At 70.1% G+C, this 22,485-nt stretch carries 21 protein-coding genes and 1 tRNA gene; 15 read left to right on the top strand and 7 right to left on the bottom strand.

Going from position 1 to position 22,485, the window contains the following annotated elements:
• The first annotated feature begins 68 nt into the window (after positions 1-68).
• Positions 69-1,037, top strand: coding sequence for a hypothetical protein (locus ACIBMZ_RS20455; protein WP_396696022.1), 969 nt, complete (start codon positions 69-71; stop codon positions 1,035-1,037).
• 75 nt (positions 1,038-1,112) lie between these two features.
• On the opposite strand, the gene mdlC is transcribed toward ACIBMZ_RS20455, so the two are convergent.
• Positions 1,113-2,708, bottom strand: a complete 1,596-nt coding sequence (gene mdlC / locus ACIBMZ_RS20460) for a benzoylformate decarboxylase (protein ID WP_396696023.1) — start codon at positions 2,706-2,708, stop codon at positions 1,113-1,115.
• Between the two features lie 271 nt (positions 2,709-2,979).
• Between mdlC and ACIBMZ_RS20465 the strand changes: the two genes are divergently transcribed.
• From ACIBMZ_RS20465 to ACIBMZ_RS20475, 3 genes are all read left to right on the top strand, one after another.
• The gene (locus ACIBMZ_RS20465; protein WP_131053527.1) at positions 2,980-3,570 is read left to right on the top strand and encodes a YqgE/AlgH family protein; all 591 of its coding nucleotides are present in this window, start codon (positions 2,980-2,982) and stop codon (positions 3,568-3,570) included.
• Between the two features lie 102 nt (positions 3,571-3,672).
• Positions 3,673-3,745: transfer RNA gene (locus ACIBMZ_RS20470), tRNA-Ala, on the top strand.
• Between the two features lie 645 nt (positions 3,746-4,390).
• Positions 4,391-5,530 carry a tyrosine-type recombinase/integrase gene (locus ACIBMZ_RS20475; RefSeq protein ID WP_396696026.1) on the top strand — a complete coding sequence of 380 codons (1,140 nt, stop codon included), beginning with the start codon at positions 4,391-4,393 and terminating at the stop codon, positions 5,528-5,530.
• An 87-nt stretch (positions 5,531-5,617) separates the two neighbouring features.
• Here ACIBMZ_RS20475 and ACIBMZ_RS20480 read toward each other — a convergent pair whose 3' ends face one another.
• Both ACIBMZ_RS20480 and ACIBMZ_RS20485 read right to left on the bottom strand, forming a co-directional pair.
• The gene (locus ACIBMZ_RS20480; protein WP_396696028.1) at positions 5,618-6,889 is read right to left on the bottom strand and encodes a relaxase/mobilization nuclease domain-containing protein; all 1,272 of its coding nucleotides are present in this window, start codon (positions 6,887-6,889) and stop codon (positions 5,618-5,620) included.
• A 176-nt stretch (positions 6,890-7,065) separates the two neighbouring features.
• The gene (locus tag ACIBMZ_RS20485; protein WP_396696030.1) at positions 7,066-7,389 is read right to left on the bottom strand and encodes a hypothetical protein; all 324 of its coding nucleotides are present in this window, start codon (positions 7,387-7,389) and stop codon (positions 7,066-7,068) included.
• 801 nt (positions 7,390-8,190) lie between these two features.
• Between ACIBMZ_RS20485 and ACIBMZ_RS20490 the strand changes: the two genes are divergently transcribed.
• The 8 genes from ACIBMZ_RS20490 to ACIBMZ_RS20525 all read left to right on the top strand — a co-directional run bounded on the left by ACIBMZ_RS20490 (position 8,191) and on the right by ACIBMZ_RS20525 (position 15,736).
• On the top strand, positions 8,191-8,646 hold the full coding sequence (locus ACIBMZ_RS20490) for a hypothetical protein (protein WP_396696032.1): 456 nt from the start codon (positions 8,191-8,193) through the stop codon (positions 8,644-8,646).
• 222 nt (positions 8,647-8,868) lie between these two features.
• Positions 8,869-9,198, top strand: a complete 330-nt coding sequence (locus ACIBMZ_RS20495) for a hypothetical protein (protein ID WP_396696034.1) — start codon at positions 8,869-8,871, stop codon at positions 9,196-9,198.
• Positions 9,195-9,557: a hypothetical protein gene (locus tag ACIBMZ_RS20500; RefSeq protein ID WP_396696036.1), complete on the top strand. Its 363-nt coding sequence runs from the start codon at positions 9,195-9,197 to the stop codon at positions 9,555-9,557. The genes ACIBMZ_RS20495 and ACIBMZ_RS20500 overlap by 4 nt, the downstream gene beginning before the upstream one ends.
• A gap of 243 nt (positions 9,558-9,800) precedes the next feature.
• Positions 9,801-11,381 (top strand): ParB/RepB/Spo0J family partition protein, encoded by a 1,581-nt coding sequence (locus ACIBMZ_RS20505; protein WP_396696038.1) that lies wholly within the window; start codon positions 9,801-9,803, stop codon positions 11,379-11,381.
• Between the two features lie 142 nt (positions 11,382-11,523).
• Positions 11,524-11,985 carry a hypothetical protein gene (locus ACIBMZ_RS20510; protein WP_396696040.1) on the top strand — a complete coding sequence of 154 codons (462 nt, stop codon included), beginning with the start codon at positions 11,524-11,526 and terminating at the stop codon, positions 11,983-11,985.
• Between the two features lie 33 nt (positions 11,986-12,018).
• A complete protein-coding gene (locus ACIBMZ_RS20515) occupies positions 12,019-13,170 on the top strand; it encodes a tyrosine-type recombinase/integrase (RefSeq protein ID WP_396696042.1) in 1,152 nt (383 codons plus the stop codon).
• A complete protein-coding gene (locus tag ACIBMZ_RS20520; RefSeq protein ID WP_396696044.1) occupies positions 13,167-13,505 on the top strand; it encodes a helix-turn-helix domain-containing protein in 339 nt (112 codons plus the stop codon). Before ACIBMZ_RS20515 ends, ACIBMZ_RS20520 begins: the two co-directional genes overlap by 4 nt.
• An 887-nt stretch (positions 13,506-14,392) precedes the next feature.
• Positions 14,393-15,736, top strand: a complete 1,344-nt coding sequence (locus tag ACIBMZ_RS20525) for a hypothetical protein (protein ID WP_396696046.1) — start codon at positions 14,393-14,395, stop codon at positions 15,734-15,736.
• Between the two features lie 109 nt (positions 15,737-15,845).
• On the opposite strand, the gene ACIBMZ_RS20530 is transcribed toward ACIBMZ_RS20525, so the two are convergent.
• A complete protein-coding gene (locus tag ACIBMZ_RS20530; protein ID WP_396696048.1) occupies positions 15,846-17,252 on the bottom strand; it encodes an FAD-dependent oxidoreductase in 1,407 nt (468 codons plus the stop codon).
• Between the two features lie 156 nt (positions 17,253-17,408).
• On the opposite strand from ACIBMZ_RS20530, the gene ACIBMZ_RS20535 reads away from it, so the two are divergent.
• Positions 17,409-17,792 (top strand): ArsR/SmtB family transcription factor, encoded by a 384-nt coding sequence (locus tag ACIBMZ_RS20535; RefSeq protein ID WP_396696050.1) that lies wholly within the window; start codon positions 17,409-17,411, stop codon positions 17,790-17,792.
• Positions 17,793-17,862: 70 nt separating this feature from the next.
• Here ACIBMZ_RS20535 and ACIBMZ_RS20540 read toward each other — a convergent pair whose 3' ends face one another.
• The 3 genes from ACIBMZ_RS20540 to ACIBMZ_RS20550 form a co-directional block, all read right to left on the bottom strand.
• On the bottom strand, positions 17,863-18,156 hold the full coding sequence (locus ACIBMZ_RS20540; protein WP_396696052.1) for an alkylmercury lyase: 294 nt from the start codon (positions 18,154-18,156) through the stop codon (positions 17,863-17,865).
• Positions 18,157-18,357: 201 nt separating this feature from the next.
• Complete coding sequence (locus ACIBMZ_RS20545) at positions 18,358-20,313, bottom strand: heavy metal translocating P-type ATPase (protein WP_396696054.1); 1,956 nt, start codon at positions 20,311-20,313, stop codon at positions 18,358-18,360.
• A 35-nt stretch (positions 20,314-20,348) separates the two neighbouring features.
• Positions 20,349-20,726, bottom strand: coding sequence for an ArsR/SmtB family transcription factor (locus tag ACIBMZ_RS20550; protein WP_396696258.1), 378 nt, complete (start codon positions 20,724-20,726; stop codon positions 20,349-20,351).
• Positions 20,727-21,095: 369 nt separating this feature from the next.
• On the opposite strand from ACIBMZ_RS20550, the gene ACIBMZ_RS20555 reads away from it, so the two are divergent.
• Both ACIBMZ_RS20555 and ACIBMZ_RS20560 read left to right on the top strand, forming a co-directional pair.
• On the top strand, positions 21,096-21,782 hold the full coding sequence (locus ACIBMZ_RS20555; RefSeq protein ID WP_396696056.1) for a helix-turn-helix domain-containing protein: 687 nt from the start codon (positions 21,096-21,098) through the stop codon (positions 21,780-21,782).
• Positions 21,779-22,438, top strand: a complete 660-nt coding sequence (locus ACIBMZ_RS20560) for an arsenate reductase ArsC (RefSeq protein ID WP_396696058.1) — start codon at positions 21,779-21,781, stop codon at positions 22,436-22,438. Before ACIBMZ_RS20555 ends, ACIBMZ_RS20560 begins: the two co-directional genes overlap by 4 nt.
• Positions 22,439-22,485 lie beyond the last annotated feature (47 nt).

Consider the following 22,485-nt stretch of genomic DNA (forward strand, 5'->3'; position numbering starts at 1 on the left):
ACCGGGGCGCGCAGTCGTTCCCGCTCCGATTGCGGAACCCCGTCGGGCGTGCACCCGTCGAACCCGGTATGCGCCGATCACTCGCCCTGTTGGGCCTGCCCCTGATGATGATCGTGGCCGGGTGCGCCCCGGTGGGTACCGAGCCGGACGAGTCCGGTGCCGCCTCCGGCGGGTCGGGTGGCCCGCAGGACCGTCCGGGGGCGTTCACCCAACGGGCGGCGGCCGTGGCGCAGGCGTGGCAGCCCGACGACGCGTGGACCACCGGCTTCGTGCCGTTGCAGGAACCCACCGTGCTCGTCGGCGAGCCCGACTTCACCCCGCAGACCAAGACCGCCTTCCAGGCCGGGTGGTACCGCGCCACCGTGGACCTGCCCGACCGGAAGCCGGCCGAGGGGACCGTACGCTTCCCGGACGGATCGACGCGGGTGCCGCTGGTCAGCGCGGCACAGGCGTACCGCGAACTGCGCCAGGGCGACCCCGGTGCCTGTCCGGGTCCGACGGACCCCGCCATCCCACCGGCGCCCGCGCCGGGTGGGGGACCGGACGGCGCGGTCGGCAGCCGGCCGCAGGGTGACTGTGTCGCGCTCACCGTGACCAGGGTCGAGCTGGGCACCGCGCCGGTGCACACCACCCGGGGAGCGGCGCAGGTGCCGGCGTGGCTGTTCACCGTGCCGGAGATCGGCGCGGTGGTGGCCCGGGTCGCGGTCGCGGCCGAGGCCGTCGCCACCCCGCCGGCACCGGTGCCGCCGTCCGGGCCGCCGGAGCCGGGCCTGGTGGGAGCGCAGGACATCGAGGCGATCGAGGGGGCGACGCTTCGCTACCGGCTCGGGGTGGGTAGCTGCGACACCGAGATCACCCCGCTGGTCTGGGAACGGGACCACGTGATCGTGGTGGGCGGCACGGTCGTGCCGCCGACCGGCGGCTGCGACGAGATGCTCAACCTGCACCCGGCCGAGGTGACGCTGAAGGCCCCGCTGGGCGCGCGCCCCGTCCTGGACGTGCTCAGCGGTTCCCCGCTCCGCGTCGCCGCCGGCTGACGGGTGTGTGTGTAAGGAGGGGTCCCCTGCTAACGCCTTGTGCATAGCAGGGGACCCCTCCTTACGACACCGACGTCAGAGGATCGGGGGGATGTCGGTGCGGATGGGGACGGGCAGCACGGTCGGGCCGTCGGCGCGCAGCGCGGTGCCGAGGGCCGCGCCGAGTGCGTCCGGGGTGTCGACCACGGCGGCGGCGCAGCCGTAGCCGCGCGCGATCGCGGCGATGTCCAGTCCGGGCAGGTCCAGTCCGGGTACGCCGGGTGTCTGCTTGAGGTCGGCGAACGCCTTCAGGATGGCGTACTGCTGGTTCACCGGCACCACCACGGCCAGCGGCAGCCGCAGTTGGGCGGCGGTCCACAGCGCCTGCACGGAGTAGTGGAACGAGCCGTCGCCGATCACCGCGACCACCGGCCGGTGTCGGCCGGTGTCACGTTGCGCCAGCGCGATGCCGACCGCCGCCGGCAGCCCGTAACCGAGCCCGCCGCTGGCCATGGTGAAGTACGACCCGGGTCGGGTGAACCGCAGCCGCCGCCGGAGCGCGGCCAGGTTCGACGGGGACTCCTGCACCAGCACCCCGTCCTCGGGCCAGTGTGCGGCCAACGCGGCGAAGAGGGCGTCGGCACTGAGCGGGACGCCGTCCGTCATCGCCGGGGACTCGGCGCGGACCGGCGGCGCGGGCCGGTCGGTGGGCGGCACCCGGTCGGCCAGCGCGGCGAGGGCGAGCCCGGCGTCGCCGAGCAGGCTGTCACCGACCGGAGCCCGGGCCGCCTCCTCCGGGTCGTCGGTGACGTGCAGCAGACGGACGCCGTCGGGCAGCGTCTCGCCCGGTACGTGCGGGTAGTAGCGGAACACCGGGGCGCCGACCACCAGCACCGTGTCGTGCCCGCGGAGGCGCTCGGCCAGCGGGGCGATCGCGAAGGGCAGCACACCCTGGAAGTGCGGGTGGTCCTCGGGGAAGGCGGTCCGTTCCGGTGCGGGTGCCGTCCAGACCGGGGCGGCCAGCCGCTCCGCCAGGGTGACGGCGTGCTCCCATGCCCCGGCACGGTCCACCGCCGCGCCGAGCACGATCACCGGTGACCGGCTGTCCGCCAGCGCCGTGGCGAACTCGGCGAGCCGGTGCGGGTCGGGAGCGAACCGGGTGGCCACCGTCCGGGCCTGGGGCGGCGGATCGGCGGGCTGGGCCCAGTCGTCCAGCGGCAGGGAGAGGAAGACCGGCCCGGTGGGCGGTTGGACGGCGGTGGCGTACGCGCGCATCAGCGCCGCCGGTACGTCCTGCGCGCGGACCGGTTCGTGGGCCCACTTGACGTACGGCTGGGGCAGTTCGGTGGGGTGTCGGGCGGCGAGCCGGGGTTCGAGCAGCAGCATCTCCCGGGTCTGCTGGCCGGCGGTGACGATCAGCGGGGTCTTGTTGTGCCAGGCGGTGACGATGTTGCCCATGGCGTTGCCGGTGCCCGGCGCGGTGTGCAGGTTGACGTGGGCCGGTGCACCGGTGGCCTGTGCGTACCCGTCGGCCATGCCAACCGCCGACGCCTCCTGGAGGGCCAGCACGTAGTGGAAGTCGTCGGGGAAGTCCTGGAGGAAGGGTTCCTCGGTGGAACCGGGGTTGCCGAAGACGGTGGTCATGCCGAGGGCGCGGAGCAGCTCGTAGGTGGTGTCCCGGACCGTTGTCATCGCCTTCGAATCTATCCGGGCGACCGGGTTGTCCAGGGCTTTTCGCGTCTGCCCGGCGGCCCGTTCCGCTCGCTGCCCCGGCGCTCGGCCCGGTTTGGTCCCGCCCTGCCGGCACCGGTGTCGATCACCCGACGATCAGACCTTCGCGACCGCCGCGGACGCAGGCTATGGTGCCAGGCATGGCAAAGACAGCGGGGATGGTGCCGATCGGGACCGCCGTCCCGATGTGTGATCGCTTCCGCCGTCCGGTACACGGTTGACGGGTGCGGTGATGCAGGGAGAGGGGCAGGCGATCGGCGGACGGGCGACGGAGTCGATGGCGGGCAAGCTGATGGTGGCGACGCCGGCGCTGAAGGACCCGAACTTCGACCGCACAGTCGTGTTGTTGGTCGCGCACGAACCCGGCGGCGCGCTCGGCGTGGTGCTCAACCGGGCGACCGAGGTGGCGGTGGCCGACGTGCTGCGCGACTGGGGTGACCTGGCCCGCCACCCGGCCGTGTTGTTCGAGGGCGGCCCGGTGCAGCCCGACTCGGCGATCTGCCTGGCCCGGATGCGGCAGCCGGTCCGTCGACTCAAGGGCTTCCACCAGGTCTCCGGAGCGGTCGGCACCCTCGACCTCTCGGTCGACCCGCAGCGGCTGCGGGAGAGCGTGGAGAGCATCCGGGTCTTCGCCGGGTACGCGGGCTGGGGCGCGGGGCAGTTGGAGCAGGAGATCGAGGACGGCTCCTGGTTCGTGCTGGACGCGCTGCCCGGTGACGCGTTCGTCGACCGCCCGGACGACCTGTGGCCGATGGTGCTGCGCCGGCAGGGCGGCATGATGGCCGCGGTGGCGCACTTCCCACCGGACGTGGCACTGAACTGAGCCCGCCCGCGACGCCGTCTCGCGGGGGACCCCGCGAGATGACCATGCCGACGGCCGTGTGTATAGTTCTTCCAGTGCCCGGGTGACCGGGCGCGACAGCAAGGGGCCGTGGCGCAGCTGGTAGCGCACCACACTGGCAGTGTGGGGGTCAGGGGTTCGAGTCCCCTCGGCTCCACCTTGTTTCACAGCAGGTGGGAGGTAGGAATCCATCGACTTGATTCGATGGATTCCGATCTTGTGCTCACCGTTGTGCTCACAATGATCCGTTACGCTGATTCCCATGGCGCTCGGCTGTGAGCATGGGAGGAACCGGTGGCGGTGTGCAATCCAAGTGCAGGGCTAGTTCCTGACGCCCCGTCGTACTCAAGGCGTGGCACCTCGGCGGCCCGACGCGGGTCGACGATGAGAAGGGCCGCTGCGCGGTCAGATTTCCACCTGTCCCCCCGTAACGCCTCCGCTCGCCGCTTCTGCGGTACTTACGCGGGACGGCCCTCTCAGCCGTAGCGCTCCCGATAACCCTGGCCGCTCACGATGAGCGCGGTGAGATCACCGCGCTCCGGATCGTCGCGCCTAGGCACAGAAGGCGGTCCCGGCCACGTGCTCCACCACCTGACCGGGACCTTGATTGGACTCAGGAGGTCCAACCCATGAACCACCCTAGGACCCGACGATCGCGGACCGCTCAGCCGGTCGCATTCGCGATTGTCCCGGCAAGCCGTCTAGCCGCGTACGAGGCGGCCTACGGCCGGTGGGTCGCCGCCCGTCGAGCAACCGCGAATGAACGCTTCTACGCCCACGCCTCGCTGAACGGGGGCGTGCGATGAGCGTCCGACAAGATCCGAAGCGGAGCACCTGGTACTACGTCATCGACCTGCCGCGCGGAGATGACGGCAAGCGTAACCAGAAGTTCGTCCGTGGGTTCGAGACGGAGAAGGAGGCGCTAAAGGCCGAGGACTTGGCTCGCAAGCAGTTCGGCCAAGCCGAGTTGGCGGCAGACGGCACGGTCGCCGCAGAACTCGTCAAGTGGCTGGAAGAGCGCGAGCTAGACGTTGCGGTGACGACGTTGAGCAACTACCGCAACGCGATCATGAAGTACATCATCCCACGGCTGGGTGCTCGGCGACTGTATGACCTGGACAAGCAAGTCATCAATGACTTCTATCGTTATCTCTTGAAGAAGGGGGGAAGGAAGGGTGCAGGGCTATCCGCAGAGACGGTCAGACACGTCCATCGCACACTGATGAAGGCGCTCAAGGACTTTGGTGTCGTGATCGATGGCGTCCGGCAGCCTCGCCCGGGCGAACGTGAGGAGTATGGCCGTAAGGGGATTTGGACGGCGAAGCAGTGTGCTCAATTTCTGGAGTATGTCGCCGGTGACCGGCTCTACGCAGCCTGGGTGCTCGTCATCGTGGCCGGTATGCGCCGTGGAGAACTGGCCGGGTTAAAGTGGCCGAAAATCGACCTGGAGCGCAAGATCGTGTATGTCCACTGGCAGCGCGCTGTTGCGTCGGGCGAAGTCGAGGGCGGTGTCGTAGAGAAGGCGCCGAAGGGCAAAAGCAAGAGGGCCGTTCTCTTCGGCTCTGCGCTGGGCATAGTGCTGTCGGATCACCAGCGCCGACAGCAGAAGGAGATGGCCGACGCTGGTCTGTTGTACAAGGAACTCGGGTACGTCTTTTGTAAGGAAGACGGCACGCCTTACCACCCGAAGTATTTTACGGACCGGTTCCGGGCTCTCTGCATTGCCGCAGGTGTACCCGTGATCGTGTTGCACGACGGGCGCCACACATCCGCGACCGTTGGTGCCGATCATGGGGTGCCGCGACACGCAATGCAGAAGCGGCTGGGTCATGCGCGGGCGAGGATGACGGACGAGGTCTACACCCACGTTCTACCGGAGTCGGAGCGACGATCCGCTGAGATCATGGAAGAGACGATCCTGGGAAGGCTTGGCCAGCAGTAATCAAGGCGGTACGGACGACGGGGCGGAGTCTCATTGGGGCTCCGCCCCTGCCGTGCTTCCTTCGATACCCCTAGGTCTGCGGACCGATTAACTGATTCCTCGTGCCGCCCGCCCTCCTGTCGGACGTGCGGTGCTTGTATACGCGTGGGCCGCCGGGTGGGATACCTGAGAACCCAAGGCGGTGACCAGCATTCGTAGCCGTTCAGCGGCGAGTTGCGCGGCGCGGGCCTGGTGAAGCCTGCCCTGGGCCTCGCGTACAGCGGCTAGGTTGTCCGCGATCATCGACATGCGCAGTACTAGTTGCAGCGCGGCGGCGGTGTCATCTTCGCTGGTGAGCCGGCCTGCTGCTGAGATGAGTCGAGACATGGACCGGAGCTGACCCGCAGCAGGATGCAGGGAACGGGGACGCCGTCGGCGTGGCTCGCGCGCCGCCCGGTCGAAGGTTTCCGAGGCGTCGGTAAGGTGCCCACCTTTGCGGCCCTCGAACGCCCGCGCCGTGGACGCTAGGACGTCGGCTGCGGCCTCGGCGAGGGATGCGATGTTTTCCTCGTCGCCGATTGGGTCAGCCCTGAGATGACGGGCGCCTTTGTCCGCCTCTGCTGTTGCCCGACGGAACGCGTTCGTCCGGTGCTGGACCCCTGGGCGCCCCGGGTGCTGGGCGCTGCCGTGCGAGATCGTCCCGGAGCCTGAGCCCCAGCGTCGTCGGAGCTGGGGGAGGGTGAGATCCGGGGCGAGCCGCCCGCCGCCGTACCAGACGGTGTCGCCGGTGCTGGTGTGGTGGTCGGCGAGCCCGACGGCGTAGCCGGTGACCTCGTCCGGGTTGGTTGTGCTGTGCCGGAGCCGCACGAGCACACCCGCCGCTTGGAGGCGATCAACGAAGTCGTTCTCGGCGATCGCTGCGGCTGCGGCGGCACGCACCTCGCGGCGGAGCCTGTCCCTGGGAACCTCTGGCCGGCCCTGTCGTTGGGACTTGTTCTGCTCGGCGGCCGTAGGTCGGCGGTGGCTGGTGTGGTCGACCGGGCCGACCTGGTGCAGGCCGTAGCGTTGTTCGAGGTCTCGGGCGGCGGTTTGGGCCTTGAGGCGTTCGTTCCAGGCCCAGGCGGTTTCGCCGTCCTGTCGGACGAGTGTGGCCACGATGTGGATGTGGTCGTCGGCGTGGCGGACGGCCACCCATCGCACTGCATCTGGGTCGCCGTGCGGGGCGATGCCGACGGCGGCGACGATCTCGGCGGCGATGTGGGCCCATTGGCTGTCGCTGAGGATGCGGTCGGTGATGTGGTTGCGGACGGAGGTGTGCCAGACGAACTTCTGCGGAGGGTTCTTGCCGGCGCGGACCGGCTGTTCGAGCAGGCGGGCCAAGGCCCGGACGTCGTGGCGCCCGGATGCTTGGGTCGGCGGTTCCAGAGACGGTAGTTGGCCGGGGCCGGACCATGCGGCGACGAGGTGGGGGTTGATGTGTTCCTCAGCCTTTCCCGGGCCGAACAGGTAGCGGAGTAGGCCGCTTACATTCGAGCCGCGGGGATGGATGGCGGGGATCAGTGCAGCCGCCGGTCGATGTCGGCCACGAGGGCGTCGAGCCTGTCGAGCGCCTGTACGCACCGCCTGACGGCGTGGTCGAGCCAGACCGGCGCCTCGCCGGTGGCGTTGAGTGCGGCGGTGGCTTGGTTGAGGTTGGTGCCGGTACGCGTTATGGCGGTCCGAGCAGCGAAGAGTTCCCGTTGTACGGCAGCGAGTTCCGCCCGGGTGACGCCGGTCCCGGCGATCAGCCCTCCGGGAGCGGCGGTGCCCCTGGCGGTGGCCAAGGCGGCATCGGCGCAGAAGCCGGTCGGGGTCAGGCCGGCACGGCTTGCGGCGGTCACGACATCACGGTGCTCGGCGTCGTTGAGCCGGAGGTTGATCCGTTTTGGCCGGCCCGGAAACTGGTGACGCCGGTCGGCGCCACGTGGACTTGGCGTGTCGCTGGTCGCTGCTCGCGTACGGGTGTCCACCCTCGTCGCCTCCGCTTCGCACGTTCCTGTGTCCGAACGTGCGGCGGCGGGGTTATCGGCGACGCTACGGGTAGCGGCTCCGATTGACGTTGCCTCCGGTTCCGGTTGGCGGTGACGGCGGAAGCAAAGGCCCGCGACCGGAAGCGAACGTGCCGGAGCCGCCGGGTGCGGAAGCGGAACCAGGCGGAGCTGGCTCGACAGGAGTAGAACGCTTGCCCTTGAAGGCGGAAGCTTGCCGGAGCGTCGGGGTGGCAGCTGTCGTACGAGCGGCAGCGTCGCGTTAGCTTGTCCACTGACCCCGCTGGGTCAGTGGTCTTGCCGGTTGCCGGATGTGCCGACCGCGCTCGGTCGGCACATCCGGTGACCGGTACTACAACTTGCTGGCGCCCTTCCATGCACACGGGTTCCGGGCCGGGGCGAGACGGTGTTGACCCGAATCACCGATAGGGCGGTGAGCAGCCTTATCTCGATCTTGGATTGCGCTCCGAGACGGCTCGGTTGTCGGCCCATGGACGGTGGTCGGAGCAGTCCTCGCGCACTTTGTTCTCCAGTTCAACTGGGTCAGGCTGCTGCCTTTTCGAGTTTAATGCGGTATCATTACAAGTGGGAGGGTTGAATCCCTTCCGGACAGAACCCAGCCCCCTTCTGGAGGTTCGTATGCCCCGTAAAGTCTTGACTCCCGAGGAGCGTTTCAGTGCGATCCGTCTGGTCCTGGTCGACGCTCAACGCCAGATCGCGACGGCCATCGAAGCCGTGCACCCGGCTGCCGCCGAGTGTCTTCCGATGCCCGACATGGTCCTGCCGGACGTTGACGGCTTCGCTGCCGCCTCTTCCGCGTTGAACGCCAACCTCTTCACCGCCATCGGTGGGCGGGCTGCGGCCTGGGTCGATGCCCGGTCCGCATGCGCTCACGACCCGAAGGCTGCTATGGCGGTCTACGAACTCTGCTACTCCTGGTACCAGCTCATCAACGCCGGTCGCTCGCGCATCGAGGCGATTCCCGGCTGGGCCAACCACATCGAAGTGCTGTTGGAAATGCTTCCGGGGCGCATCGCTCAGTTGTCCGGCACGGCGGGCGTGGGGCGCGGCGGGACTCCGCCTGTCTCTGGCGGGGCTGTGGCGGACTAGCTCTGCGAAGTTGATGCGGCATCAATACAAGATTTAAGTGAGGGGCGACGACCCGTCGTCGCTTCCGGCGCGACGAGGAGAAGCCCTCGGACCGTGGTTCTTCTGCCGAAGAACCACCTCGGCCGGACTCGCACTGAGCCTGACTCTTCGACGTGGCCCTCGGGTGTCGCTACCACCCGGCACACGTCGTCATCGACAACCCGCCAGACAGAAGGAAGTCCCGTGACTGCCGAAGGCAAGAAGACCACGACCCGCTTGACGCGGGGCGATCGGATTCTCATCACCGACGATGCGACCAAGGCATCGACCCGTAACCCGGGCACCTGGCACCCGAGCCGGGTCAAGACCGGCGCGACCGCTGCGACGGTCCTCGACAAGCAGGCCCTCTCCGGGCGGCGTACCCGGTACAACGTCGTCACCGACGTCGGCACGGTCCTGGACCTGTCCGGCGGGCAGACGTTCCTGCTCGCCCTGCCGACCAACCTGGCTGGGCAGACCGAGGCGGCAGCGGAGGCCACGAACGGTAGCGCACGCTCAAGCGGTGCACAGTGACCGGCCAGCAGCCAGCCGACGCCGGAAACCCGGTCATCGTGCCAGCAGAGAACGCGATACCCACCCGGCAGACCGTGACCTACATCATCCTGACCACGCTGCGCCCCGACTCCGGCCTCATCGTCGGAGGCGTCCGGGCGGTCGCCCACGCGGAGATTATCCGACTTCTGGGTGGCCCCGGCAGCCCTGACGCGCTGGTCGCTGCCTACATCCGCGTAGCCGACGTGCTAGTGCCGGTTGACGTGGAGGCCACCGAGTTGCCCGCCGCTGACGGGCGGACCCAGTACCGGATTCGTACCTGGCTGGGACAGCAACTGATCAGTCAGTGCGAGATGGAGACCTCACAGCACCGGACGTAGCGGTGTCGGCTCGCGCGCTCTTGCGTCGCGCGGGCCGACACCAGGCTCCAGGCCGCTACAACCCGAGCCCGACGTACCGCCAGACGGTCCGCACCGGCCAGCGTAACCGCTGCGGCGACCCGTAGCGCCACTCGTCGCCATTCCACCCCTTTTCGCCCCAACCGCCGCCGACGCGGTGGGCCAGCCGTGCCCGCTGCCGTCGCCAACGCTGCTGCCCGCACATCCGTAGGAAGGAACCGCACCGTGACGCTCTCTGCTCCCACGACGGCCACAGCCACGGCGGCTGCCGTCGAAGACGAGCAGTTCGAGGATGAACTGCTGCGTGTCGACCCCGCGACCCTGGTCGTCGGCGCCAACGTGCGCCTGAACCCCCGGCTACGGAAGTCCTACGTGGACAACGTCCGCACGCGTGGCGTCCTGGAGCCGATCGTCGCCTACCGCGACGACGACGGCCGCCTCGTGGTGCTGTTCGGCCAACGCCGGACTCTCGCGGCCGTGCAAGCCCAGCGCCCGTGGGTGCGGGTGATGGTCGTTCCGAAGCCGGACGAAGCCGATCGGCTGACCGACCAGGTCAACGAGAACGATCACCGAGAGGCCCTCACGGTCGCTGAGCGCGTGACCGCGTACGAGCAACTCGCCCTGTGTGGTGTCCCGGCCGGGGAAATCGCCAAGCGGATGTCCACGAGCCGACCCGTGGTCGACAAGGCGCTCACTGTGGCCCGCAGCAAACTCGCTCGCGGCGCGACGCAACGGTGGGAGTTCCTGAGCATCGACCAGGCTGCGGTGGTCGCGGAGTTCGAGAACGACGCGGAGGCAGTCAAGCAACTCGTGGTCGCCGCCCAGCGCGGCGGGTTCGACCACGAGGCGCAGAAGCTGCGGGACGCCCGCGCGGAGGCGGCGGCGAAGGCCGAAGCTGCCGCTGCCCTCGCCGCTGCCGGGATCACCGTGGTTGACCGGCCGTCGTGGAACGACGAGAAGATCAAGCGGCTGTCGGAGTTGAAGCACGGCGAAGACCAACTCACCGAGGACAACCACACCTCCTGCCCGGGGCACGCTGCCTATCTCGACGACGAATGGGTCTACCCGCAGGAGGACGAGGGGAACAGCGACGACGAGGACGATCCGTGGGGCGACCACACCCCGGCCGAGGCAGACGAGGACGCGCAGGAGCCGGAACCCGCGCCGCCGTACCGCGCCTGGCTGCCCGAGTACGTGTGCACCGACTTCACCGCCCACGGGCACGCGCTGCGCTGGCAGGGGCACGACTCCGGCAGCGGACGCAAGACCGTCGCGGAGATGACCGACGCCGAACGGGAAGAGGCCCGCGCTCAGCGCCGGGATGTGATCCAGTCGAACAAGGCGTGGGATAGCGCCGAGACGGTCCGTCGGACCTGGCTGGCCACGTTCCTCGCTCGCAAGGCCGCGCCGAAGACGGCCGCCGGGTTCATCGCCGGGAGCCTCGCCCGTACCGACCACGCCGTGACGTCGGCGCTGACCGGCGGCAACCGGCTGGCCCACGACCTGCTCGGCCTGTCCGACCAGGCCCCCACGTTTGGCCGACGAGCCCCGGCGATGGTCGAACTCGTCGGCAAGGCCAGCGGCGAGCGTGCCCAGATGATCGCGCTGGGCCTGCTACTGGCCGCATACGAGGAGGCGACGAGCCGCAACTCCTGGCGCACCGTCAGCGACAGCACCACCCGCTACCTGCGCTATCTCGAAGCCAACGGGTACGAGCTGTCCACGGTCGAGCTGCGGGCCTGCGGTGAGTCACCGCTGCCGGTCACCGACACCAACCCCATCACCCTCGCTGCCGCCGAGGCGTAGCCGACGCGACCCTCCGGCCGCCACCGAACGGCGGCGGCCGGAGGAACCGGCGACCAGCAGCGCGCCATCGGCGCACATGTCGACCTGCCCAGGGCGGAGACCCGCCCGCTCAACCCTTCGAACAGATCCGCAGGGACACACCATGCTTGAACAACTCTCCCTGTTCGACCCTGCCTTCTGCCAGCGATGGCGGGGCGGGAACCACACCTGGCGGCCGGTGCACGAGGGTGGCTTCGACCAGCGCCGCTACCGGCTGGAACCGGTACCGGAGGCTGAGGCCCGCCGGTTCGTCGCCGAGCACCACTACAGCAGGAGCTTTCCCGCTGCCCGGATGTCTTTCGGGCTGCTCGAAGGCGACCACCTGGTCGGGGCGGTCGTGCTCGGCGTGCCGATGCATCCCGCCGTGCTGACCAAGCCGTTCCCCACCCTCTGCCCCGGCCGGGCTGCCGAGATCAGCCGCCTCGTCCTGCTCGATGAGGTGCCGTCCAATGCGGAAAGTGCGCACTGTTGCGGCAGGTGCAACAAATTCGCTGTGCCGGTCCAGTCTCGCAGCCTGGACCGGCCAAAGCGTATATCTGCTGGTCAGGGTAGCGCGCCCCCTTGACCTGTTGCATCAGATGCGACAATGATGCGTTGCATGGGTCGTGGTCCTTCGGCGTTGACAGCCGCGCGGGCGCAGCGCGCGTTGCGTGCGCCGTTGGGCGCCGCGGCGTTCCTCGACGGGTCGGTTGTTCATCTGGACCTGCCTCAGGCGGTGTTCGATGCGATGTTGGAGGAGTTTGATCGGCAGCAGGCGGCTCGGGGGCTGGCGGTGGATACCCGGCGGGGTCGGGAGCGGTTGGCGCGGCAGTTGCGGGCGTCGTCGGGTGCGTGGCCGTGGGAGTGGACGCCGAGCCATTTCGATGCCTGGAGTGCTACGCATCTGCGGCTTGGGCGGACTCGGGCGACGTTGCGCGGGTATCAGAACGCGATCGTGGCGTTCTGCGCCTTCGTCGCCGATGCGCGCTACCAGTGGGGCGAGGTGTGTGAGCGGCTGTTCGGGATGGTGCCGGCGCGGGTGACGCACGAGTTGAATTTGGTGCGGCACAAGGGTGATTACGAGGGGCGGCCGGAGGCGAACCGGCCGTTGACGCGGGCGGAGCAGGATCGGTTTTTCCGGGTAGTCGATGACCGTGCCCGGTCGGCGTCGTCGTTGCATCGCAAGGGCGCGGCGACGGCGCATCGAGACGCGGTGATGTTCCTGACGATGTTGGGGTGGGGGACGCGGCGTACGGAGACGGCGGGAGTGGACGTCGATGACTTCCGGCGCAACGCGAAGACGCCGCAGTTCGGCCGGTTCGGCGTGCTGGTGGTCCGCAACGCGAAGAGCTTTCCTGGTGGTCCGCCGCGGCGGCGCAGCGTGTTGACGGTGTTCCCGTGGGCGGCGGAGGCGGCGCGTCACTGGGTGGAGGCCGGCCGGTCGGCGTGCTACCCGGGGGTGGACGGCAAGGTGTTGCTGCCGACGGAACGGCAGGGGCGGATCACGCCTCGGCAGATCAACCTGCGCTTTGCCTCGATCCGCGATGAGGCGGGGCTGCCGGACTATCTGAACCCGCACTGTCTGCGCCATACCTACGCCACGACGTTGATCGAGATGGGGTGGCCGATGGCGTTGGTGCAGGAACAGCTCGGGCACACGCACGTGGCGACGACGGCCGTGTACACCGCGTTGTCGGACGACTTCAAGGACCGGGTGCTCTACCAGAGTTTGGGCATGGACTGGGACGACGATGCGGGGGTGGTGCGGTGAGCGGGCCGGCGTTCGAGTGGAAGCTACGCGAGTTAATGGCGATGCGGCAGATGTTCAGCACCTCCGATCTGATCGCCCCGCTCGCGGAGCGGGGGATCGCGTTGTCCCGCTCGCAGGTCTATCGGCTGGTGGCCGAAACCCCGGAGCGGGTGACAATCCCGCTGCTGCTGGCCCTGTGCGACATCCTGAGTTGCCAGCTGACTGATCTTGCGGCCCCGGTCGCGGCTGGGCAGGCAGCAGCGAAGGCCGCCGGGAGGAAGAGCCGGAAGAAGGCTGTGGGTGAGGTGCCGCTGCCGCCGTCGGTGGTGCCGACCTCGTTCTTCGAGAGGGAGTAGCGATGGCGGCGGCATGTACCCGGTGCGGTGGGACCGCGAAGCGCATTGCCGCCCGGGGCATGTGCTCGCGCTGCTACGACCAGACCAAACCGCCGATCGTCTGCCTCGACTGCGGCAACGAACGCCGTCAACACAAGAAGCTCGACATCGGCGCGGTATGCGCGCGGTGTTGGGGCCTGCGCAACCAGTTGCCTTGTTCACGCTGCGGGAACCTCCGGCCGCGCGTCAACCGGGCGAGCGACCCGCCGTTGTGCAGCGCGTGCTGGACAGCGGCCCGCCCCGCCGTGGCGTGCGCTACCTGCGGGGCGCTGCGTCGGCCTGGTGGTGTCGATGAGCATGGTAGGCGGATCTGCCGGCGCTGCGCCCACCATCGTCGCGCCCTGGTCTCCTGTGTGGGCTGCGGCCAGCAGCGACGCCCGCACTCCCGGTCCGGGAACGGGTACCTGTGCTCGGTGTGCGCGGGCAAGCGGCGCGCGCCGGAGGTCTGCGGGAGCTGCGGCAGGGAACGGACGGTAGTGGTGCGGGCGGAGGACGGATCGGCTCGCTGCCACCGCTGTTGGGCGGTGACCCACCGGGCGCCGTGCGTCGGGTGCGGCCAGGACCGCAAAATCGTCACGCGCACCGCATCCGGACAGCCACTGTGCGGCACCTGCAACCCGCTGCGCGGCGGGCCAGTTGCCTGCCCGGGGTGTGGCCGCGAGGGAGTCCATCCGACCCGCGACGGGCTGGGCCGCCCACAGTGTGCCTCGTGCTGGCGGAACAAGCCGTTGCCCTGCGTCCGTTGCGGGGAGGTGACACTGGTCGCGTTGCGGTGGCCAGCCGGCCCGGTCTGCGCCGGCTGCGTGGATGACACCCTGGCCAATCCACATACCTGCGCTGGCTGTGGGTTGCTTCGGCCGAACGTGGCCGGCGACGGTGAGCCGGCGCGGTGCCCGGACTGCGCCGACCTGCGGTTCGACTACCAGTGCGCAGGCTGCGGCCGGTTCACCCGCCCGCTACGTCGCGGCAACTGCCCGGCCTGCCGGCTGACCGCCGCGATCCGGGCAGCCGTACCCGAGGGCGTGTCCGACGAGCTGACCGAGTTCGTGGAGGAGGCCCTACTGGTTAATCCCGGCCGGGGCCTGCGCATCCTCGGCGCCCCGGAGACCGCGGCACTGCTGCGCGGCATCCTCAGCACCGGCCGGCGACCGCAGGCCCGGATCTACGGCGGGCCGGCCCGACTGCGGCACCAGCAAGGCACGGGCCAACCGCCCTGTGGCAACGGTGAGCACCACGACGGGGAGCTGCTCGCAGAGCTACGCACCGCGCTGGCCGTGGCGGGCATCCTGCCATCCGAGCCCAGCCTCGACCGCTACCAGGAGCGGGTCGACGAACTCGTCGCGTCCGTACCGGAATCCGCCCGGCTCGTGGTACGCCGCTACGTCCGGTGGGCGCTGACTCGACCGTTGCAGCGCCAGGTCGACGACGGTGCGACCATCACCGCCAGCCTCGTGCGGTGGCCCCTGCTGCGCGCCAGGGTCGCCACCGAGTTCACCACCGCAGCCTGCACCCACAGCGGTGGCCTGGACGGGATCGGCCAGTCGCACCTTGACGCCTGGCTCACCGAGCTACCCAGCCACCGCGCGCCGCTACGTGCCTTCGTGCGCTGGGCCACCGCCCACGGCTACATGCACCTGGGGCTGGACGTGCCGGCGGCGAGCAGCCGCGAGAGACGTACCGCGATGGACGACACCGCCCGGCTGGATCTCGCGCGGCATCTGCTGCGGGAGCGCACCGAGGATCCGCCGGCCCGGCTCGCCGCCGTGTTGGTCCTGCTGTTCGGCCAGCGCGTGACCCGACTGGCCACGCTGGAACACACCGCGCTCACCCTCGACGACGACGGTCGGGTCACCATTACGCTCGCCGACACGCCGGTGCGATTACGCGAACCCCTCGCCGGCCTTGCCGTGCAGGTGGCCGACAGCGCGCGAGCATCCGGCTCGGCATGGATGTTCCCCAGCAGCCAGGGCAACCGACCGCTGTCCGCCGACCGCCTCCGTGGCCGCCTCGCTTACCTGGGGTTGACCCGAGTGTTGGAAGCACGGAACGCGGCGGTCGGTGCCCTCGCCGCCCAGGTACCGCCAGCGCTGCTGGCCGAGCACCTCGGCCTGTCGTTGTCAGCCGCCGCGGCCTGGTCGAAGGCCGCAGGAGCCGCCCGCAGCGACTACGCCGCCCTCCGATCCGGTCGATGACGTCGCACGACCACGGCGGCCCACGGCAAGGTTGGTGCACGAGACGAACGGCGAACCGCATGTGTACGGGCGCCTGCCGCCTGCCGTTGGGCGAAGACCCGCCCGGTCGTCAGCTACAGCAGCCGCCGGTCGGACCCCCGGTGTCGCCGCCTACGGCCTCCAGGGTCAGCGGTGTGGACAGCAGGCCGCCGGAAAGGCCGGTGCTGAGCCCTTTGCCGACAGGCTCCGGGGTGGGGCCGCAGCAGCTGTCGGTGCCGGTCGCGTCGGCGGGGTTGCTGCTGCAGACGCCGGTTTCGGGCAGGTCGAGTTGGACATCGCGGGCTGCCTGCCAGTCGCCGGCGAGGGCGGCGACGATGGAGCGGACCTGTTCGTAGCCGGTGGCCATGAGGAAGGTGGGTGCGCGGCCGTAGCTTTTCATGCCGACGGCGTAGTAGCCGGGCTCGGGGTGGGCGAGTTCGTCGACGCCGTGTGGGGGGACGGTGCCGCAGGAGTGCTCGTTGGGGTCGATGAGGGGGGCGAGGGTCCGGGTGGCGCCCATGATCGGGTCGAGGTCCAGGCGCAGTTCGGTGGTGATGGAGTGGTCGGGGCGGAAGCCGGTGGCGGCCACGATCCGGTCGACGGTGATGGCCTCTTCGGTGCCGTCGGCGTGACGGACGATCACGGCGACGCGGCCGTCGGTCGGGGTGATGGCGTGGACGGAGAATCCGGTCAGCAGGCGGATCCGGCCGGCGTCGACGTGTGCGCGTAGGCGGGAGCCGAGCGCGCCCCGGGCCGGGAGGGCATCGGCGTCTCCGCCGCCGTAGGTGCGGGCGGGTGAGGCGGACCGGATGGCCCACGTCACCTCGGTGCCCGGCGCTGCGGCGGCCAACTCGGCGAGGGAGAGCAGCGTGTTGGCGGCGGAGTGGCCGGCGCCGACGACGAGGGTGTGCCGACCGGCGAACCGGGCACGGTCCGCGCCGAGAACGTCCGGCAGGGCGTGCTCCAGGTACGCAGCGGCGGTGGCTTCGCCGCGGGCGGGGAGGCCGGAGGCGCCGAGGACGTTGGGGGTGTGCCAGGTGCCGGAGGCGTCGATGACGGCGCGGGCGAGGATCTCCTGTCCGTCGGCGAGGCGGATCAGGAAGGGGGCGTGCTCGCGTCCGGCGGTGCGGAGCCGGTCGTAGCCGAGGCGGCTGATCGCCTCGACCCGGGCGGCGTAGCGCAGGTGCGGCTTGAGGTGTGGCAGGTCCGCGAGGGGTTGCAGGTACCGGTCGGCGAGGTCGGCGCCGGTGGGCAGGGCGTCGGGGTCGGGTGTGATCCAGCCGGCGTCGTCGAGGAGGCGGCGGGCGGCGGGGTCGATGTTGTAGCGCCAGGGCGAGAAGACGCGGACGTGTGCCCACTGCTGTACGGCGGTGCCGGGGGTGTCGCCGGCTTCGAGGAGAGTGAAGGACAGGCCGCGTTCGTGCAGGTGGGCGGCGGCGGCGAGGCCGACGGGGCCGGCGCCGATGACGGCGATGGGCAGGTGGTCCACGGCACTCATCACACAACTCCTTATGTTGGCGTCTATCGCATCAGCCGGGCAGGTGGATCCCCCTGCTCTGGGTGAGGGGAAGGTGATGGGTGCCCGGCGATTCTGTCTCGATGCTTCTCGAAACAGAGAGTTGCACGCTGGTTAGACAGCTGTCAACCTAGAGGAATGTCGAAGCAGGCGGGGCCGCTTTCCCTTCTTGATCTCACGGCCGACACGGCGTGCTGCCCTCCGCTGGCGCAACAGCGGGTCGCGGGCGAGACGGCTGCGCTGTTGGCGCCCGCGTTCAAGGCTCTCGGTGACCCGGTGCGGCTTCAGCTGCTGTCGATGATCGCTTCCGCCGAGGGCGGCGAGGTGTGCGTGTGTGATCTGACGCCGGCCTTCGACCTGACCGGGCCGACGATCTCGCACCACCTCAAGACGTTGCGCGAGGCGGGTCTGGTGGACGCCGAACGGCGTGGCACGTGGGTGTACTACCGGGCCCGGCCGCAGCTGCTGCGGCAGCTGGCCGCGCTGTTGTCGGTTGAGCCGGCACCAGCGTCGCGCTCGTAGGCCGCGGGCCTGGCTGGGGGAGAACTGCGGTGGCCGCAAGCGGGAACAGCTGCCGGCCGCCTGCGGGAGGTCAGAGAGATCGTTGACGCCCCGGCTCGCCGATCGGGGCGGATTCGGCGGCGAGCGCGTGTTGCAGGGCGGCGCGGATGCGCTGATCGGTGGGCAGATCCAGCCGGCATGAGGCCGCGCCGTCGCCGATGCCGCCCATTACGTCCACCCCGTTGATCAGCACTGACGGGGACGGGTAGTCCCCGACCAGTTCGGTGACGACCGGAGGCAGGGCGAGGTCGGCCAGCGCCGCGTGCAGGGCCTGCCGGGCCGGGCCAAGGTTCGGACAGTCCGGCACGGAACGCAGCTCGATCATCACCCCACCAGTATCAACGCTGCATCTGACCCAGACCGAGGTAGGCCAGGTAGGCATCCGCCGCGTCGTGAAGCCTCGGTGTCCGGCTCCGGCATGGAAAGGCATGCGGAATGCCGGCCGGCGGGACGCGGTTAGGCCCTGACCGTGCACCCAGGCTCGCCGCAGAACTCCGGCGTGACGGCGTCGATTGCCGGTGGGGCGTCATGCGCGGGCCGCCGCGACGAGCCGTTCGGTACCGGCACCGACATCGGTGTTCCGTCGTCGCCGACGACCGCGGGCGGCGCGCACACCGTTGAGGATGACCACGACCTCCGCGACCTCGTGCACCAGGACGACGCCGGCCAGGCCGAGGACGCCGAACAGGGCGAGCGGGAACAGCACGATGATGATGGCGAGGGCGAGGGCGATGTTGCCGGTCATGATGCGCCGACCCCGTCGCGCGTGGGCGAGGGCTTCGGGGATGAGCCGTAGGTCGTTGCCGGTGAAGGCGACGGCAGCGGATTCGACAGCGGCGGCCGAACCGGTGGCGCCCATGGCGATGCCGACGGTGGCGGCGGCGAGCGCGGGTGCGTCGTTGATGCCGTCACCGATCATCGCGGTCGGCGCGGTGGCGGTCGACTCCTGAACGACCGCAGCCTTTTCCTGCGGCAACTGCTCGGCCCGTACGTCGGTGATCCCGACCTGGTCGGCGAGCGCGCGTGCCGTGCGGGCGTTGTCGCCGGTGAGCATGATGACGCTCACGCCCTGCTGCCGCAGTGCCTGCACGGCGTCGGCGGCCTCCGGCCGCAGCTCGTCGCGGATGCCGATCGCCCCCGCCGGAGTCCCGTCGATCTCGACGAGGATCACGCTCATGCCCTGCTGTGCCATGCGGTCAACGGTCACGGTGAGTACGCCGGCCGGGATCCACCGTGGGCTGCCGGCCCGCACCGGTCGGCCGTCGACACGTCCGGCAACTCCTTGACCCGCATGCTCCTCGATCTGGGTCACCTCGACGGGCGCGTCCACGGCCGCGGTGATCGCCGCCGCGAGCGGATGGGTGCTGGTCGCCTCAAGCCCCGCCGCGACGGCCAGCACCCTCGCCCGGTCCGCATCGGCCGCCGTCTCCACCGCGACCACCTCCGGGCGGTTGCGGGTCAGCGTCCCGGTCTTGTCGATGGCGACCCGACGGATAGTGCCGAGGTGTTCGAACGCCTCACCCGACTTGATCACGATGCCGAGCTTGCTCGCCGACCCGATCGCCGAGATGACCGTGACCGGTACCGCGATCGCCAACGCGCACGGGGACGCCGCGACCAGCACGACGAGGGCCCGCTCCAACCACAGGCCGGGATCGCCGAAGAGCGCGCCCAGCAGGGCGACCGACGCCGCGGCGACCAGCACGACCGGCACCAGGGGCCGGGCGATCCGGTCCGCCAGCCGCGCACGCTCGCCCTTCTTGGCGTGCGCCTCCTCGACCAACCGCACGATCGTGGTCAGCGAGTTGTCCCGCCCATCCGCGGTCGCCTCGATATGCAGGCTGCCGGACCCGTTCACCGACCCGGCAAGCACGGCCTCGCCCGGACCGACCTCCACCGGTATGGACTCCCCGGTGACCGCCGAGGTGTCGACGCTCGACCGGCCACGCACCACGACGCCGTCGGTGGCGATCCGTTCACCGGCGCCGACGACCAGGATGTCGAAGGCACGCACCTCGACCGCGGGCACGGTCACGTCACCGCTCAACCGGGACAGCCGGGCGGTCTCGGGGATCAACGACAGCAACGCCCGCAACCCGTGACGGGCCCGGTCCATCGCCCGTTCCTCCAACGCCTCGGCGATCGAGAACAGGAACGCCAAGGCCGCAGCCTCCCCGACGTGGCCCAACGCGACCGCACCCACCGCGGCGATCGTCATCAGCAGACCGACGCCGACCCTCCCACGCAGCAGACGCCGCACCGCGCCGGGCACGAACGTCCGCGCCCCGGCGAGCACACCACCAGCGAACAGCACCATCGACACGGCATGCGGGCCGCCAACCCACTCCGTCAGATACCCGGCGAGCAGTAACACACCGGACACCGCGGGCAGCAGCAGGACCCGATCCCGCCACCACACCGGCATCTCCTCGTGATCGTGACGCTCACCCGGGGCGCAGCAGTCGTCGACCTCTGCCGACACGCTGGACACCTCGTCAGGACCGCAGCACTCCCGGCTCATCGCACAACAACACCCCCGACCGCGCTACGGTCGCCGCAGCACAACGGCACCTCGCACGCCGCGTCGACGCACGGGATGCCGTCATCCACGGCTAGGACCACGTCGAGCAGCAGGGTCAGCGCCCGCGTCAGGTGCGGATCCGCGATCTCGTACCGGGTCTGCCGCCCCTGCGGCACGGCGACCACGATCCCGCACCCCCGCAGGCACGACAGGTGATTCGACACGTTGCTCCGCGTCAGATCCAGACTCCGGGCCAACTCCGCCGGGTAGCCGGGACCATCGAGGAGGCTCAACAGAATCCGGGACCGGGTCGGATCGGCCATCGCCCGACCCAACCTGGCCATCACGTCAACACGCGAAGCACTGGTCAGCATGTGCTGAACCATACAGTAGATGCTGACCATTCAAAGGCGCTGCGGCCTGGCAGTCTTCGCGACACGGCCGCCAGAGTCCCCGCCACCGCCGATAAAGCCCAGCCCAACCTGCATGGGCGCCCTCGGCGTCGCCGGCAACGCGCCCGCCACCCGGCATCCACGAACCCGCCGCCGGCAACCTGGCCGGCCGGGTCTCTCGCTAGGCCACGCTGAAGGGAGTTCGCGGGTCCGCAGGAGGCCGCATGGCTGCCGCTCCGACGGCGCCCACGTGAGGGGCCCTCGATCCGGCTCGGACCCGGACGTCTGCGGGCCGTGGCATTCGGCACTCCGGGCTTGACGAAGCCATCTAGGTCAGCAAGTATTGAGTCAATGGACGCTGAGTCTTATTCGTTGGATGTGCGGGCCCGGATCCATGCCGCGCTCGGTGACCCGGCGCGCTTGGCGATCGTGGACGCCCTCACCCTGGGCGACGCCTCTCCTGGGGAGATCGCCCATCGTCTCGCCATGCCGACGAACCTGGTCGCTCACCACGTCAAGGTCCTCTCCGTGGCGGGGCTGGTGGTCAAGGGCCGTTCCGAGGGCGACCGCCGCCGCACCTACCTGCGGCTGCGCCCCGACACACTCGCCGCGCTGGCCACCCCGCACCTGACCGGAGTCGGGCGGGTGGTGTTCGTCTGCACCCACAACTCGGCCCGCTCACAGCTCGCCGCCGCACTGTGGGTCAAGCGCACCCGCCGGGCCGCCGCCTCCGCCGGCACGAAACCGGCCGTCCGGGTCCATCCCCGCGCGCTCGCCGTGGCCCACCGTCACGACCTGGACCTCGACCCCACCGGCACCGCCCACGTCACCGACGTCGTCCGCGACAACGACCTCGTGATCGCCGTGTGCGACAACGCCCACGAAGACCTCACCGGGCCGATCCGCCCTCGCCTGCACTGGTCGATCCCCGACCCCGTCCGCGTGGACACCGACGAGGCGTTCGAAGCCGCCTACGCCGACCTCGCCGACCGCGTCGACCGGCTCGCGCCCGCCGTCCTTCCCGGAGGCCACCGATGACCGACACCAGCCCCTACCTGCGCCCCGACCTCTCAATCAACCAACAGGTCGCCCTACGCACCGCCGCTGCCCGCCTCGCCGCCGAGTTCGACGGCACCTACGGCACCGAGACGATCGAACGGTTCCTGCACAGCAGCTACGACCAACTCGCCACCGACGGCCGGATCCTCCACTACCTGCCCCTGCTCGCCGAACGTTTCGCCCGCCAACGGCTGCACGCCCTGGCGCGGGTGGAAGGACACCACCGCGACGGTCGACCGGTCGTGCTGTTCCTGTGCACCCACAACGCCGGCCGCTCCCAGATGGCCCTCGGATTCCTCGCCCACCTCGCCGGCGAACGGGCCGTCGGCTGGTCCGGCGGCAGCGAACCCGGCATCGAGGTCAACCCCGCCGCCGTCGCCGCGATGGCCGAACGCGGCATCGACATCTCCGACGAGTTCCCCAAACCCTGGACCGACGAAGTCGTCCGCGCCGCCGACGTCGTGGTCACCATGGGCTGCGGCGACGCCTGCCCCGTGTTTCCCGGCACCCGCTACGAGAATTGGGACCTCGACGACCCCGCCGGCCTCGACATCACCGGCGTCCGCCCCATCCGCGACGACATCGAACGCCGCGTACGCCGCCTTCTCGCCGACCTGAACATCCCCACCCGATAAACCCGGCCCCGGCCGAACGAGGATCGACCACCGAGGAGAAGAACAGA

It is taken from the genome of Micromonospora sp. NPDC049900, from assembly GCF_044461025.1.
Taxonomy (GTDB): Bacteria; Actinomycetota; Actinomycetes; order Mycobacteriales; family Micromonosporaceae; genus Micromonospora.